A 15,803-nucleotide genomic window follows, 5' to 3' on the forward strand; every position below is an offset into this window, starting at 1 on the left:
TATATTTATTATTTGTTATTTTTGTAAGATGAAAATCAGTCAATATTTAGACGCTACTTACTTAAAAACAGCAAGTCAGGCAAATCTTACAGAAGAAGAAAATAAACAAAACGTTATTGATTTAATACAAGAAGCTATTTTGTACGATTATAAGTTAATTATGATTCGTGCTAAATACATTCCTTTAGCTAAAGAAATGCTTCAAGAAGTAGGTGCAAATATTCTTATTGGAACAGTAATTGGCTTTCATGAGGGTACTTATACTACTCAAGAAAAATTAGACGAAGCACGAGAAGCTATTAATTTGGGTGCAGATGAGCTAGATTTTGTTGTAAACTATAAAGCCTTTAAAAGAGAAGAAATAGCCTTGGTTACTAATGAAATTACAAAAGGAATAGCGCTTGCTTTAGCAAATAACAAAGTAATAAAATGGATAATTGAAGTTGCTGCCTTAACAAACAAAGAAATAATTGTAATTTCGCGTTTAATTAAAAACATTGTTTTTACTGATTTTGGCGAAGAAAATGCAGATAAGGTTTTTGTAAAATCATCTACAGGTTTTTTTAAAACAGCAAACAATTTGCCAAACGGAGCAACGTTTGAAACCATGAAATTAATTTCAGAAAATGCAAAACCATTAAAAATAAAAGCAGCAGGTGGTGTAAGAGATTATGAAACGGCTGTAAAAATGGTTGCTTTAGGAGTAGATAGAATTGGTACATCTTCTTCTAAAGAGATTGTTAATAAAGAACAAAACAGTAATTCAGGATACTAATTTTGATAGAATATTTTGCACATGAAACGGCTGTAATAGATAACGATTGCAGTATTGGAAAGGATACCAAAATTTGGCATTTTAGTCATATTATGTCTAATTGTGTAATTGGTAAACAATGTAATATTGGTCAGAATGTAGTGGTTTCTCCAGAAGTAGTTTTGGGTAAAAATGTAAAAGTACAAAATAACGTATCTATTTACACAGGTGTAATTTGCGAAGACGATGTTTTTTTAGGACCTTCTATGGTTTTTACAAACGTAATCAATCCACGGAGTGCCATCAAAAGAAAAAATGAATACCAACAAACTTTAGTAAAAAAAGGCGCAAGTATTGGAGCAAATGCAACTATTATTTGTGGTAATACTATTGGAGAATATGCGCTTATTGGGGCCGGAGCAGTAGTAACAAAAGAAGTTTTACCATTTGCATTGGTAGTTGGCAATCCATCCAAACAAATTGGTTGGGTAAGTGAATACGGACATCGATTAGAATTTAATAAAAACGGAATTGCGATCTGTAAAGAGAGCAATGAAACATATCAATTAAAAAATAATACCATTATAAAGTTATAGGATGCTAAAAAAATACATATTTCTAGTTTTATTATTCCCCTCAATATATTTTGCTCAAGAAGAAAAATACCCCGTTTTTGATGCTTGTAAAGATGCAGAAGTTCAATCTTTAAGAGATTGTTTTTATGCCCAAACAAAAGAGCTATTTTTTGCGGAATTTAAAATACCAGCAATTGTAAACGAAGAGGGTTTTGTTGGTTCTGCCAATACTATTTTTGCGGTTACAGCAGAAGGAGAATTTAGGTTAATATATGTAGACACACCTTTTGATGAAGTTAGAGACGAGGTAAAGAGGGCTTTTAAAGTTTTTTCGAAAATTACACCTGCTTGGTATCATGACCATGCAATAGAAATGAAATTTGAGCTTCCTATAAAATTTCCTTTAACGGGTGATAGTGATGTTATTGTAGACACCACCACCTTAGAAATTAAAAAAGAAAGCTTAATAGATGTTGTAGCAAAAAAGAGAATTGCAGATTCTACTTTTTTAGAACATAGTAGCAAACTAAACATACCTTTTACACATAGAAGTTATGTAGATTATGAATTTGCTTTGCACAAAGCAAAAGGAACACATACAGCTTCTAAACCTTATACCTATGATGATATAAAGCCATATTATGACTTAACTAAGGAAAAAAAGAAGTTTTTGAAAGCTAACAAAGAAACTTGGTTAGGTAAAAAGGTATGGAACGAGCATTTGGTACAAGTTAAAAAAGACGATTATTGGCTTACCGTAGATGTTTTATTTGATGTTCAAATAGGTAAAGATAATTCGGATGTAGATTACACGTTTAATAATTCTAGAATTGTAAATGTAAATGGAGAAATTGGAAATAACTTTTCATTTTCTACAACGTATGCAGAGAGTCAGGGTAGGTTTGCAGAATATGTAAATAGTTTTGTAACAAATAGAGCTGCAAATGTGAGACCTAAAAATTCGGAAGGTTTAGTTCCTGGAAGAGGTAAAACCAAAGGATTTAAAGAAGATTCACACGATTACCCTGTAGCAGAAGGTTATTTGGCATATACACCAAATAAATACATGCAATTTCAGTTTGGAAACGGTAAAAATTTTATAGGAGATGGGTATAGGTCTTTTATTTTATCTGATGTTTCTTCTCCAACTACCTATTTAAAAATGAAATTAGATATTTGGAAAATACAATATACCAATATTTGGATGTGGAACACAGAACCATCTTTAAGTTCAGTATCCGATCCTAATGAACATGCAAGAAAGTATGTAGCAGCTCATTATTTGAGTGTGAATGTTACAGATAAACTAAACTTAGGCTTTTTTGAAACAGCAATTTCTGCAGGAGAAAACGGAATAGATGCTGGTTTCTTAAATCCACTTATATTTTATAGGTCTTTAGAGTTTAATAGAGGTGAAGATTCTGGAAACGCAATTGTTGGTTTAACAGGTAAGTATAAGCTTAATAATAATGTCTCTTTATATTCTCAATTAGTAATTGATGAATTTTCTGTAGGAAACTTTAGTGATATGAGTGATTGGAAACATAAATTCGCATATCAATTAGGTGTAAAATATTTTGATGCTTTTAAGGTGGAAAATTTATTTTTACAGTTAGAGTACAATCGTGCGCGTCCTTATACCTTTGCACATAAGTCACCAATATTAAATTACGGTAATTACAGTCAGCCTCTTGGGCATTTGTGGGGAGCTAACTTTTGGGAGGCAATTGCTATTGCCAGATATAAAAAAGATAGATGGAGTGGTAGTGCAAAAATTATAGTAGGTAAAAAAGGGTTCGATTTAGAAGATCAAGCAATAAGTTATGGTGGTGATATTTACCAATCTTATAACAATAGATTATCAGATACGGGTATAGAGCTTGCACAGGGTAATGCTGCAAATGTTTTTATTGCAGACGTACAAGCCAATTATTTAATTAATCCTTCTACGAATACGAATCTATTTGCGGGTTTATCTTATAGAAATTTCTCTTCAGATTCAGATTTAACAAGTTATCCATCTGGTTCAAATGTTTGGTTTTCAGTAGGAGTAAGGGCAGATTTGTTTAATTGGTATTTCGACTTTTAAATTTTAATGTTTTTTTAAGAAAAACATAAGAGTTTTATACATACATTTGCAGTGTGATTTTTAATTAAGTCACACTTTTTCTTTTTCATAGCAATTTTCCCACTCAATTTATTGAGTGGGTTTTTTATTTATAGTTAAAACCTAACTAAAAGGGTGGTAAAGTCATAATTAACAAATATCTTTGCAAACTATTTTATAAAATGGAATCAACAGTAATTACAGACAATAAAATATCTATGCAAGCTATAATTTCAGACTTTAAACAACTTACAAAAGTTGGTTTGTCATTAAGTGTTGTGTTTTCTTCCGTTGCCGGTTATTTATTGGCCATAGATGTTGTAAATTATTTTACGCTTCTAATGTTAGCTATTGGAGGTTTTTTTATGGTTGGTGCATCAAATGCATTTAATCAAATCATAGAAAAAGACACAGATCTTATAATGAAACGTACGCAAAACAGACCTTTGCCTACAGGTAGAATGTCTGTTAATGTTGCGCTTACAATTGCAATTCTATTTACAATTTCTGGGTTGTCAATCTTATACAGCATCAATGCTAAAACAGCATTGTTTGGTGCTATCTCTATATTTTTATATACTAGTGTTTATACTCCTTTAAAACCAGTAACACCTTTATCTGTTTTTGTAGGTGCCATTCCAGGTGCAATTCCTTTTATGTTAGGTTGGGTTGCAGCCACCAATGAATTTGGTATGGAAGCAGGTTTTTTGTTTATGATTCAGTTTTTCTGGCAATTCCCACATTTTTGGGCTATTGGTTGGTTACAGCATGAAGAGTATCAAAAAGCAGGTTTTAATATGCTGCCAATGGGGCAAAAAAATAAGGGAGCCGTAAAACAGATTATTTTTTACACGGTAATTATGATATTAGTATCTATTTCGCCAGTTTTAAAATTATCTGGGGCATTTTATATTCATCCAATAACGGCTGTAATTGTTGCACTGTTAGGAATATATATGTTGTATTTTGGTGTTAAATTGCATAAAAGCGAAGATAATATTGATGCACGGAAACTAATGTTGTCTAGTGTTTTATATATTACAGTAGTGCAAATTGTTTACGTAGTTGATAAATTTTTACATTAATAATGATAAGAGAACAGAGAATAGAAGAAGAATTAGCTATTGCTAAGAAAAAATCTGCAAAACCTATGTTATGGATTTCCATGATTAGTATGGTGATGTTTTTTGCTGGCTTAACAAGTGCTTATGTAATAAGTATGGAAAGAGATGATTGGGTTACATTTAATTTACCACAATCATTTTATATCAGTACATTTTTAATTGTTACCAGTAGTATTACGCTTTTTTTATCTCAAAAATTCTTAAAAAATGATAAAAGACAACTCTCTTTAGTGATGGTTGTGGTTACTTTATTATTAGGGATAGGGTTTATTTGGCAACAATACGTAGGTTTTAATCAGTTAAAAAGTGTGGGGTTATTTTTTACAGGACCAGAGAGTACTGTCTCAACATCTTTTATAATAGGTATTACATTTATGCACATTTTACACGTGTTGGCAGGTGTTCTAGTGCTTTTGGTTGTTATTTATAATCATTTTAAATACAAATACAAATCAGACAATATGCTTGGGTTTGAACTAGGTGCAATCTTTTGGCATTTTGTAGATATACTATGGATTTATCTATTTTTCTTTTTCTATTTTATTAGGTGATGAAAAATAGTTATTTTTGACAAACTAACTAAGAATTAATTAACAGAGATTATTATATGGAAGCAAATATTGCTATACCTACAGATGGTAAAGATACTTGGAATGGTGGTGGACAGAAACCATTAGGAGCAAGTTATGGTAAAATGATGATGTGGTTTTTTATCGTTTCTGATGCTTTAACCTTTTCAGGGTTTTTAGCCGCTTACGGTTTAACTCGATTTAAATTTATAGATTCTTGGCCTATTGCCGATGAAGTCTTTACGCATTTTCCTGGTTTGCATGGAGTGCATGCACCAATGTATTATGTGGCATTAATGACATTTATTCTTATTATATCTTCTGTAACAATGGTTTTAGCCGTTGATGCAGGTCATCAAATGAAACAAAAAAGAGTAGCTTGGTATATGTTTGCTACTATTGTTTTTGGAATAATTTTTATCGGTTCTCAAGCTTGGGAATGGAAAAACTTTATTGCGGGTAGTTATGGAGCTGTAAAAACTACAGATGGTAGACTTTTACAATTTGCTACACAGAATGGTTTTGATGAAGATGGAGAACCTATATTTGATCAAATAGCATTGTCTGATTTTGTGGTAGGTGAAAGAACAGACGGAAGAATACTACACGAAAGAGAAAACGGATTATGGTTTGAGAAAGAAGAAGCGATTGCTACTTATTCTATTGCTCAAATTCAAGAATCATACAAATCAAATTCAGACGTTTTAATTCGTTCGGAATTGATTGACCCAGCAACAAAACAAAAAATAATTCTTTCTAGAGAAGAAGGAATGGCGCAATTGGCTAAAACAAAAATGGTTGTTGAAGGGGCTAACCTAGAAGTTAATGAATATGGAAACATTAGTTTTGCAGATTTCTTTTTCTTTATTACAGGTTTTCACGGATTTCACGTACTTTCTGGAATTATCATTAATATTATTATTTTCTTTAACGTAGTACTAGGTACTTATGAGCGTAGAGGACATTATGAAATGGTAGAGAAAGTAGGGTTGTATTGGCACTTTGTAGATTTAGTTTGGGTATTTGTATTTACCTTCTTCTACTTAGTATAAAAAAAATAATTACCTCTAGGTATTGTCTAGAAGTTCTAATTAAATTGTCTTTCCCACGAAAGTAGGAATCTAAAATAAGATTAAAAATGGCACACGCACACGAATCAAACACAAAAAGAATCTGGGTAGTTTTAGTACTATTAACAGTTATAACTACTGTAGAGGTTGTATTTGGTATTATTAAACCAGCATCTTTACACCTTACCAGTATTTTAGGTACAAGTCCTTTAAACTGGATGTTTATTATTTTAACATTAGTAAAGGCTTATTACATTGCATGGGCATTTATGCACTTAGAAGGAGAAAATAAATGGTTAAGACGTTCTATAGTTTGGACCTCTGTTTTCTTAATTTGTTATTTACTAACACTCTTATTAATAGAAGGTAGTTATTTACATAGCGTTTTAGCACCACTTGTAAAATGGTAATTTAAAAATTTAAAAAGGTGGTTTTAACCACCTTTTTTTATATACAAAATAGCGATTCTTATAATCAAATAACCAACAATAAAATAGTCAGTATTTCTTTATTACCTAATAAGATAAGACATAGAAAGAACTTAACTGGGTTTATATAAAAATACGTTACGCTCTTTGCGGTTAATTTATAATTCTTTACAATGATGAAACTTACTAAAAAAAGAGTTGTTTTATTTTTACTTTTTATTTTTCCCTTAATTTGTTTTTTAATTTTATCAACCGGTACAAATAATTTTAGCAAACTACCTGTTGTAACTAACAATGTTGTAGATGTTTCTACGTTAGATTCATTAAAAACATTTGAAGGTAATATTTCTATTGTTTGCTTTTTAGGCAACGATATGAATTCTAACAAAGGAGGTTTCTTTAATTTGAATGAGAAAATCTACAAAAAATTTATAGAGTATAATCAATTTCAAATCATTGCTGTTTATCCCGAAGGAAAAGAAAAGGAGGTAGCTATTCTTAAAAAAGAAATAAGTGCTTTTACAGATATGGTAAAATGGAAGTTTACAGCAGGCTCTAAAGAACAAATTACCGCATTACACGCTGGTTTTAATTCTAATGATACATTAGAGAATCTTTATACACCTAATGTTTTTTTAATTGATAAAAATGGAGACTTAAGAGGTAGAGTAAGTGATGCAGATAGCGTTGATGGAAAATTATTTTGCTATAATATGAATTCTGTTTCTGTACTAAACGCAAAATTAAAAGATGATGTATTAGTACTTTATTACGAGTATTATGCTGCTTTTAAAGAAAATAATAAGAACAAAGCAGATAGAAAAGAAGTAGGGTTATGAAAAAAAAATATTCTTATATAGGTGTTTCGTTTATTGTTCTTTTATTTGGAATTTATGTTGTTAGAAACATAGATAGTAGAATAAATGACAATGATCTTGTACAAGCTGATAGGTTGAATAAGGTAGATAAAAAAGGAACAAATAGAAATGACTTATACACGTTTAATAAAGTTCCAGATTTTGAGTTTATAGATCAAAACGGAGTTGTAATAAGTAATAAAGATTATAAAGGAAAAGTATATGTGGTAGAATTTTTCTTTTCTACATGTCCAACCATTTGTCCTTTAATGAATAAAAAAATGGTTACTATTCAAGATGAGTTTGCTTCAAATAATAATTTTGGGATTGCGTCTTTTTCTATAACGCCAGAAATTGATACTCCAGAGATTTTAAAGCAATATGCTATAGATAACCAAATATCACATAAGAATTGGCATTTGTTAACTGGGCAGAATGAAGAGATTGTTTACGACTTAGCTAATAAAGGATTTAAATTATTTGCTGGTAAAGGAGCAGAAGATCATGGTGGCTTTGAGCATTCTGGCTTATTTGCTTTGGTAGATAAAGAAGGAAATATTAGATCTAGAAAAGATGAGTATGGTAATCCTATTATGTATTACAGAGCTTTATCTGAACAAGGTTTTGCAGATCAGGTTAAAGAATTAAAAGAAGATATTAAAATTTTATTGGATGAATAATTTAGCCCAAGAAAAAAAGTATAAAAAAATAATTACTGCTTTATCTATTGTTATTCCTTTGGCAGTTGCAGCATTATTTGGTGTTAATTTAAGAAAACTGGGTTTTAATGTAGCACCTTTAACTTTTTTACCACCTATTTATGCAACTATAAATGGATTAACAGCAATAATTCTAATTGCAGCAGTTGTTGCAATTAAAAAGGGTAATAAAAAACTACACGAACAATTAAATACTTTTGCAATAGGTTGTTCTTTGGTTTTTTTGCTTTTATATATTGGGTATCACATGACATCAGATTCCACAAAATTTGGAGGTGAAGGAACTATAAAATATATTTATTATTTTATTTTAATTACCCATATTATTTTGTCAATTATTATAATACCATTTGTTCTTACAACTTTTATGAGAGCAAAACTGGGTAACTTTCCTCAGCACAAAAAAATAGCTAAAATTACATTTCCTTTATGGTTGTATGTTGCTATTACAGGTGTTGTTGTCTATTTAATGATATCTCCTTATTATGTATAAAAAAAGAATTTTAGTATTGTTTTTGTTGATGTTTTTTACATCGAAAATTTCATTTTCTCAATGTGCAATGTGTAAGGCAGTGGTAGAAAATGGAGATAGTTCTATGGCAGAAGGTGTTAATAATGGAATAACTTATTTAATGGTATTTCCTTATCTTTTAGTGGGGCTTTTATTATTTGTAATTTATAGATATAAACGGATAAATGAGAAATAGGATTATAAGTGTTTTATTTTGTAACAAATTTTACTTTTAGTCGTCTTATTTTTAACTTCAAAAGAAAAGTTATTCTTTTGTAATTGCAACTTATATTATATCAACTAAAAAAATAATACGTTTTGAAAACTAAACTGATCCTATTTGTAGCTTTTTTAACTACTATTACTACCTTTTCTCAGAAACAATGGACGCTTAAAGAATGTGTAGAACAAGCTTTAGAAAAAAATATTTCTATTCAACAAAATAAATTAAGCTTAGAAATCGCTAAAACAGATTTAAAGAGCTCTAAAGGTAATTTTTTACCTTCTGTTAATGCTAATTCTGGAGGTAATCTCTCTGCGGGTTCTAACTTTGATCCTGTAACAAACAACAGATCTGCAAGCACAACTTTTTTTGGAGGAAACGTAGGTTTAAGTGCTGGAGTTACTGTTTTTAATGGGTTTAGAAACTTAAACTTATATAAGCAGGCAGAATTAGGTATTGAAACTAGTAAATTAGACTTAGAGAAAATTGAGAATGATATTTCTTTGTTTGTTGTAAACGGTTATTTGAATGTGCTATTTGCCAAAGAAAATTTAGAAGTATCTAAAGTTCAGGCAGAAATAAGTAAAAAACAGATAAAAGCTGCAACAGATAGGTTTGAGGCTGGTACAATTGCAAAAGGTGAATTATTAAATTTTAAATCTACTGCAGCAAACGATTTACAAAGTGTAATTACTCAAGAAAATGCACTAGATCTTGCTTTATTAAATTTAGCACAATTATTACAAGTACCTGTTAATAATTTTGATGTTTCACCTGTAAATGTTCAATTACCTTCTTCAGATTTATTATACAAAAATTCATCATCTGTATATGATAAATCTCTAACAAAAATGCCAGAAATTCAAAGAGCTAAATTAGCTATAGATAATGCTGAATTAGACATAGCAATAAGTAGAAGTAGTTATTTACCTAGCGTTACAAGTTCTGTTTTTGCAAATACAAACTACAGATATATTATAAAACCAACTGGTATTCCAACAGGGAATTTTTTAGATCAATTAGATGGAAACCTAGGTTATGGTGTAGGTTTTAATGTTAATATCCCCATCTTTAATGGTTTTAAAACAGATGCTAATGTTACAAGATCAAAAATTAATAAAGAAATTTTTGAATCTAGATTAGAAAGTGAAAAGTTAAACTTAAAACAAACCATAGAACAGGCCTTTTTAGATGTAAAATCTTCTTTAAAAGCTTATGAAGCTGCAATGATTTCTTTGGATGCTCAACAAGAGGCATTTAAAAATGGACAAGAAAGATATAATTATGGAGTGATGACATTGTTCGATTTCGACTTAGTTAGAACACGTTTAGTTAATGCACAAGGAACTATGATACGCTCTAAATATGATTATGTTTTTAAAACGAAAGTTTTACAATTCTATTCTGGAGAATTAGTGCTAGAATAAATAAAATAAAGATTCCTTATGAAGCCTCGCACATTTGCGAGGTTTTCTTTTTTCTATAACTTATATTTGCATAAAAATACAACAATTGGCAATTATCCTTAACATAGAAACCGCAACCAAGAACTGCTCTGTAAGTCTTGCTAAAGACGGACAAGTTATAGCAATAAAAGAATTGAATAATGGTAATTATTCTCACGCAGAGGTGTTACATCCTTTTATTTTAGATGTATTAAAGGAAGCGCAAGTAACCACTAAAGAAATAGACGCTGTAGCGGTAAGTAAAGGTCCGGGTTCTTATACTGGTCTTAGAATTGGAGTTTCTGCTGCAAAAGGGCTTTGTTTTGCTTTTGATAAGCCATTAATATCTATTAAAACATTAGAATCTTTAGCACATGCTGTTGCCGTAAATGATGGACTTATAATACCCATGTTAGATGCTAGAAGAATGGAAGTATATGCGGCTGTTTTTAATGAAGATTACCAACAAATAAGAGACATTAAAGCAGAAATTATAGACGAAAATTCATTTGTAGAATATTTAGAGGCTGGTAAAGTTCTTTTTTTAGGTGATGGAGCACATAAATGTAAAGATATCATTACTCATAAAAATGCTGTTTTTATTGATGATAAGTTTCCTTCTGCTAAAGAAATGGCACAATTATCTTTTGATAAGTACAAAAAAAACGACATCGAAGATGTCGCTTATTTTGAACCTTTTTATTTAAAAGATTTTGTTGTAATTCCTGAAAAGAAAAAGAAACCTACCTTTTAAAAAAATTATTCGTTTTTGTTGATGTTTACTCTGTGTGGGTAAGGAATATCAATTCCTGCTTCATCTAGAGCCTCTTTTACTTGTTCCATAACTTCAAACTTAACAGTCCAATAGTCTTCTTTTTTAACCCAACCTCTTGTAAAGAAATTAAGAGAACTATCTCCTAATTCAGATAAATTAACTGCAGCTGCAGGAGTTTTTAAAATTAATGGATGCGTGTTTAAAATACCATAAAGAATATCTTTTGTTTTCTTAATATCAGAATCATAGCCTACACCAAATGTAAAATCTACACGACGAGTTGCTTCTGTACTATAGTTAACAATATTACCATTAGATAAGGTTCCGTTAGGAATTATTATTTCTTTATTATCTGTAGTGTTTAGTTTCGTTGTAAAAATTTCAATCTTTTTTACAGTTCCGCTTTCACCTTGTGCTTCAATAAAATCACCTAGTTTAAAAGGTTTAAAAATCATAATTAAAATTCCTCCTGCAAAGTTAGCAAGAGATCCTTGTAATGCTAAACCAACTGCTAAACCTGCTGCGGCTAAAATTGCTGCAAATGAAGTTGTTTCTACTCCTAGTTTAGAAATAACAACTATAATTAATAATATTTTTAGGGTCCAACTAATTAAGTTTCCTAAAAAAGTTTGAAGTGTAACATCTAGACCACTTTTGGTCATTGCTTTTTTAGCTCCTTTAACAATTAGTTTTATAACTAATAAACCAATAATTAAAATTGCTAATGCTACTAATACTTTGGGCGTATATTCAATAATTAATCCTTCTAAATACTCTAAATATTTTTTCATTTTTTATTTTCTGTTAAAAATTAACTGCAAAAATAAAGGTTTCTTATTGAACAAGAAAAAGATTAACTAGAATAATACAAGTGAAATAATAGCTAGTGCTGCAGGTAGCGTTTGTATGTAAAGTATGCGAATTATTTTGGTAGAATAAGAACCATAAAGTCCTGCAATTGCAACGCAACACAAAAAGAAGATTGCTACATCTGTTTTTATTGCAATTAAAGACCATATTAACCCTGCAGCTATAAAGCCGTTATATAAACCTTGGTTTGCAGCCATCGCTTTTGTTTCTTCTGCAAATTCTTTACTTTTTATACCAAAGGCATTCCTCGCTTTTTTCGATGTCCAAACAGCCATTTCTAAATAGACAATATAGATGTGAATGATAGCCACCAAGCTAATAAGTATTATTTGATTAACGTGCATTATATAGTGTTAAATGACTTTAAAATTGTGTGTTTTTATATTTTAATTTACTTCAAATTTAATTTTTAAGTTTACTCTAAATCAGTAACCTCATCATTATTAACAACAGCACTTTGCGATTGTACAAAAACAGATTTTATATTTTTTACTGATTTAGACGCTTGTTTTACTGCTATTCTAGTTGCTTCTTCCCAACTTTTTTCAGAATTAGCTAATACTTCTATAACCTTCATAATTGCCATCCTCTTTTTTTTAAATCTATATATAGTAAAGATATTGTTTTTATTCTTTAAAGCCCAATGTTAATTTAATGTTACCAAAAGGTTGTTTAATTGTAAGTTTTTATATATATTTGTAACTATAACCATTAAAAATTATCGTCATGAAAAAAATAATAACACTTATAGTTCTTTGTTTAGCAACAATAGGATACGCACAAGATAAAGAAACTACTTATACTATAGAAGGAGATTTAGTGAAAGCTACTTATTACCATGAAGATGGTTCTATCAGTACTCAAGGGTATTTTAAGGATAAAAAATTAACAGGTCAATGGACTCGTTTTGATAAAAAAGGAAACAAAACTCAAATTGCTAAATACAATGACGGCAAAAAAGTAGGGAAGTGGTTTGTTTGGAATGATGAATCTTTAAAAGAAATTAATTATTACAACAATGCAATTGTTAGCGTAAATTTATGGAAACATGAAGCTAGATTAGCTGCTAATAAATAATTTTTATTTTTGTTTAGCCAATTAACGGGCTATTGAAACTCCAAAAAAGTAATTTTTTGGAGTTTTTTTATGAATTAACTGTATTTGGTTATCTAATAGAAGGTTTTCGTTTCTATGTAATTAGAGTTTTTTTATTCTAGTTATTAACAATTAACTTGTTAGAGTAAGTATCGTTTTTATTACTATAGCACTTTATTTTAAGTATTTTTTGAACCAGTTTATTACTTTTTCATTTCTAATTGTAGTGTGAGTACTTAATCCATGGTTACCATTTTCTACAATTTGATAATCAAACTCCTTATTCAGTTTTTTCATTTCTTCAATCATTAGTTCTGCATTTATGGGCTTTACTCTCCAGTCATCTGCTCCATGTAAAATAAGCGTTGGTTCATTTATTTCATTTACCCATTTTATTGGAGATCTATAGTCATACTCCTTTTTAAAATTGATAGTGTCACCAACTAATTCTTTTAATACTTTTTCATACATTTCTGGACGAGTATCAAAATCTAGTCTTGGATCCGTTGGAGCACCAACAACTGCAATGGCTTTTATTTCATCTGTTAATCTCGAAATTTGATAAGCATTTAGACCTCCTCTTGATATTCCGTATACTCCTATATTTTGATTAGAATATTTTAGGGATTTATTTATTTCAATAAGTTTAAGGATATCATTTAAATCTTTTCCTCCATATTCATCTTCTCCTTCACTGTGCATATTTCCTCTTAATTGAGAAGACAGTACTATAAAGCCATTTGAGGCTAAATATTGTTGATATATTAAACTTTTGGGCGTAAAAGTACCAAAATCTCTATTACCTCCTCTGTTGTAAATTATGGTAGGATATTTCTGTAAATCTTTTGGTTTTGTTAGATAACCCGTTATTTCAAGACCATCAGATTTGTAACGTATTTTGTAGGTTTCAGTTGGTATTTTAAAATCGTTATTTGTTTTAATCAGGTATTGGTAGTCTAATAAAGGTGAGAAATTTTCTGATTTTTTAATTTCCTGTTTGCAATTAGAAAAAAGTAGAATTGAAGATATTAAGATTAAGTAACTTTTCATGGTTAATTTTTTAATTTGCTATAACTTATGGATAAATAAAAAGGTTATAAAACTTTAAGGCATAAAAAAAACGTTTAGAGTTTTATCTCTAAACGTTTTTATATATAATGTATTATAAATTACTCTACAATTAAAGTAAAAGGAATACTATATTTTACTCCTACTGGTTTACCTCTTTGTCTACCTGGTTTCATTTTAGGTAATTGTTTCATTACACTAATAACTTCACTTTTAATTTTTGGGTGTGGAGCTCTTGCGTTAACGTCAACAATGTTACCGTTTTTATCAATTTTAAAACCGATAAATACTCTTTTTCTACCAGAAGATAATCCTAATTCGTTAGGTAAGTTAGCGTCAAATTTTCTTGAGAAATGCTTTTGTACCATTTTACTAAAACAAGCTTTTAACTCATTTTTACTTCCTTTACATCCAGGAAATACAGGTACATCTTCAATAATCATAAAACTTACGTCCTCTACAACTTCTTCAACTTCTTGAATTTCTACAATTTCTTCAACTTCTACAGCTTCTGTTTCATCTGTTTCAGTAGATTCTATTACAGTTTCTTCAACTTCTTTCTCATCCTCTACGATCTCTATTTTTTCTGGAGCTGGTGGTGGTGGAGTTTTTGGTTTAATAGGTTCTATTTTTTCAGTAATTACTGTTTCTTCTTCCATGTCAGCATTCATGGTAACTGCGCCTAAGTCTCCAATAACTTTATCATAAGTTTTGTTTTCTATAGCAGCATATGTTACAAATAGCGCTAAAACCAAACCTATTTGCATAAAAATTTTACTGTAATTTTCTAAATTTGACTTCGGGTTTTTTTTAATTTCCATTGTAAAGGGTTTTTAATAGTTCGCTAATTTAATTAAATTATTGGTTTATATACAAGTCTTACTATGAATTAACTGTAATTTTTTTCAAAATTTGATTAAAAACAATAAATCCCAAGATAATACCTGCTGTATTTGCTAGTGCATCTTTATAATCTCCTGTTCTATATGTAGTTAATGTCTGTTGTGAAACTTCAATAATTATGCCAAAAAGAATACAACAAATAATAATTACATATTTTAGAATTGGTTTTCTATAAAAAGAGAGTAACCAAGTTACAGAAAGTGTAAAGTAGGCAATAAGATGATATATTTTATCAACGTTTTTAATACCTGTTTCTATTTCAGGCATTCTCCTTAAACTTAAATATGCAATTAAAACTGTTATGATTATTGCAACGATAAAAAGATTATCCTTCAATAAGCTCTTTATACGCTGTTGCATCCAATAAATCATTTATTTGTGAACTATCTGATATTTTAATTTTAATCATCCAACCTTTACCATAAGGGTCTGAGTTAACCAATTCTGGCTCATCTTCTAATTCTTCATTAAATTCTATTACTTCACCTGTTAAAGGCATAAATAAATCTGAAACGGTTTTAACAGCTTCTACAGATCCAAAAACGTCTCCTTCTTCTACAGTATCGTCTAAAGTATCTACATCTACATAAACGATGTCTCCTAACTCTCCTTGTGCAAATTCTGTAATTCCTACGGTTGCTACGTCTCCTTCAATTTTAATCCACTCGTGGTCTTTAGTGTACTTTAATTCTGATGGTAAATTCATTTTT

At 29.7% G+C, this 15,803-nt stretch carries 20 protein-coding genes and 1 pseudogene; 14 read left to right on the forward strand and 7 right to left on the reverse strand.

Annotation, left to right across the window (positions count from 1 at the left end; genetic code table 11):
- The first annotated feature begins 28 nt into the window (after positions 1-28).
- The 13 genes from deoC to tsaB all read left to right on the forward strand — a co-directional run bounded on the left by deoC (position 29) and on the right by tsaB (position 11,136).
- Complete coding sequence (gene deoC / locus KV700_RS11850) at positions 29-775, forward strand: deoxyribose-phosphate aldolase (RefSeq protein ID WP_218597997.1); 747 nt, start codon at positions 29-31, stop codon at positions 773-775.
- Between the two features lie 2 nt (positions 776-777).
- Positions 778-1,350, forward strand: a complete 573-nt coding sequence (locus KV700_RS11855; RefSeq protein WP_302849978.1) for an acyltransferase — start codon at positions 778-780, stop codon at positions 1,348-1,350.
- 1 nt (position 1,351) lies between these two features.
- Positions 1,352-3,418, forward strand: coding sequence for a gliding motility protein RemB (locus KV700_RS11860; protein ID WP_218597998.1), 2,067 nt, complete (start codon positions 1,352-1,354; stop codon positions 3,416-3,418).
- A gap of 200 nt (positions 3,419-3,618) precedes the next feature.
- The gene (gene cyoE / locus KV700_RS11865; RefSeq protein ID WP_218597999.1) at positions 3,619-4,521 is read left to right on the forward strand and encodes a heme o synthase; all 903 of its coding nucleotides are present in this window, start codon (positions 3,619-3,621) and stop codon (positions 4,519-4,521) included.
- A gap of 2 nt (positions 4,522-4,523) precedes the next feature.
- Complete coding sequence (locus tag KV700_RS11870; protein WP_205860390.1) at positions 4,524-5,111, forward strand: cytochrome c oxidase subunit 3; 588 nt, start codon at positions 4,524-4,526, stop codon at positions 5,109-5,111.
- A gap of 56 nt (positions 5,112-5,167) precedes the next feature.
- The gene (locus tag KV700_RS11875; protein ID WP_166383655.1) at positions 5,168-6,181 is read left to right on the forward strand and encodes a cytochrome c oxidase subunit 3; all 1,014 of its coding nucleotides are present in this window, start codon (positions 5,168-5,170) and stop codon (positions 6,179-6,181) included.
- Positions 6,182-6,267: 86 nt separating this feature from the next.
- On the forward strand, positions 6,268-6,609 hold the full coding sequence (locus KV700_RS11880) for a cytochrome C oxidase subunit IV family protein (protein ID WP_166383653.1): 342 nt from the start codon (positions 6,268-6,270) through the stop codon (positions 6,607-6,609).
- Between the two features lie 191 nt (positions 6,610-6,800).
- Positions 6,801-7,466, forward strand: coding sequence for a hypothetical protein (locus tag KV700_RS11885; RefSeq protein WP_166383651.1), 666 nt, complete (start codon positions 6,801-6,803; stop codon positions 7,464-7,466).
- Positions 7,463-8,164, forward strand: coding sequence for an SCO family protein (locus KV700_RS11890; RefSeq protein WP_218598000.1), 702 nt, complete (start codon positions 7,463-7,465; stop codon positions 8,162-8,164). Before KV700_RS11885 ends, KV700_RS11890 begins: the two co-directional genes overlap by 4 nt.
- Entirely contained in the window at positions 8,157-8,696 is a 540-nt protein-coding gene (locus tag KV700_RS11895) for a DUF420 domain-containing protein (RefSeq protein ID WP_166383647.1), read from the forward strand. The genes KV700_RS11890 and KV700_RS11895 overlap by 8 nt, the downstream gene beginning before the upstream one ends.
- The gene (locus tag KV700_RS11900) at positions 8,689-8,910 is read left to right on the forward strand and encodes a hypothetical protein (RefSeq protein ID WP_166383645.1); all 222 of its coding nucleotides are present in this window, start codon (positions 8,689-8,691) and stop codon (positions 8,908-8,910) included. Before KV700_RS11895 ends, KV700_RS11900 begins: the two co-directional genes overlap by 8 nt.
- 122 nt (positions 8,911-9,032) lie before the next feature.
- Complete coding sequence (locus KV700_RS11905; protein ID WP_166383643.1) at positions 9,033-10,364, forward strand: TolC family protein; 1,332 nt, start codon at positions 9,033-9,035, stop codon at positions 10,362-10,364.
- A gap of 85 nt (positions 10,365-10,449) precedes the next feature.
- Positions 10,450-11,136, forward strand: coding sequence for a tRNA (adenosine(37)-N6)-threonylcarbamoyltransferase complex dimerization subunit type 1 TsaB (gene tsaB / locus KV700_RS11910; protein ID WP_218598001.1), 687 nt, complete (start codon positions 10,450-10,452; stop codon positions 11,134-11,136).
- A 5-nt stretch (positions 11,137-11,141) separates the two neighbouring features.
- On the opposite strand, the gene KV700_RS11915 is transcribed toward tsaB, so the two are convergent.
- The 3 genes and pseudogenes from KV700_RS11915 to KV700_RS11925 form a co-directional block, all read right to left on the reverse strand.
- Positions 11,142-11,948, reverse strand: coding sequence for a mechanosensitive ion channel family protein (locus tag KV700_RS11915; protein ID WP_218598002.1), 807 nt, complete (start codon positions 11,946-11,948; stop codon positions 11,142-11,144).
- A 66-nt stretch (positions 11,949-12,014) separates the two neighbouring features.
- Complete coding sequence (locus KV700_RS11920) at positions 12,015-12,371, reverse strand: DUF1304 domain-containing protein (RefSeq protein WP_218598003.1); 357 nt, start codon at positions 12,369-12,371, stop codon at positions 12,015-12,017.
- Between the two features lie 42 nt (positions 12,372-12,413).
- Positions 12,414-12,613 (reverse strand): annotated as a pseudogene (locus KV700_RS11925) (dodecin family protein).
- A 140-nt stretch (positions 12,614-12,753) separates the two neighbouring features.
- On the opposite strand from KV700_RS11925, the gene KV700_RS11930 reads away from it, so the two are divergent.
- Complete coding sequence (locus KV700_RS11930; RefSeq protein ID WP_166383633.1) at positions 12,754-13,104, forward strand: nicotinic acid mononucleotide adenyltransferase; 351 nt, start codon at positions 12,754-12,756, stop codon at positions 13,102-13,104.
- 192 nt (positions 13,105-13,296) lie between these two features.
- Here KV700_RS11930 and KV700_RS11935 read toward each other — a convergent pair whose 3' ends face one another.
- The 4 genes from KV700_RS11935 to gcvH all read right to left on the reverse strand — a co-directional run bounded on the left by KV700_RS11935 (position 13,297) and on the right by gcvH (position 15,799).
- A complete protein-coding gene (locus KV700_RS11935) occupies positions 13,297-14,172 on the reverse strand; it encodes a S9 family peptidase (RefSeq protein WP_218598004.1) in 876 nt (291 codons plus the stop codon).
- Positions 14,173-14,291: 119 nt separating this feature from the next.
- Positions 14,292-15,011, reverse strand: coding sequence for an energy transducer TonB (locus KV700_RS11940; RefSeq protein WP_218598005.1), 720 nt, complete (start codon positions 15,009-15,011; stop codon positions 14,292-14,294).
- 61 nt (positions 15,012-15,072) lie between these two features.
- Entirely contained in the window at positions 15,073-15,360 is a 288-nt protein-coding gene (locus tag KV700_RS11945; protein ID WP_254712912.1) for a VanZ family protein, read from the reverse strand.
- 58 nt (positions 15,361-15,418) lie between these two features.
- Positions 15,419-15,799, reverse strand: coding sequence for a glycine cleavage system protein GcvH (gene gcvH / locus KV700_RS11950; protein WP_166383629.1), 381 nt, complete (start codon positions 15,797-15,799; stop codon positions 15,419-15,421).
- Between the last annotated feature and the right edge of the window lie 4 nt (positions 15,800-15,803).

This window comes from Polaribacter sp. NJDZ03, assembly GCF_019263805.1.
Taxonomy (GTDB): domain Bacteria; phylum Bacteroidota; class Bacteroidia; order Flavobacteriales; family Flavobacteriaceae; genus Polaribacter.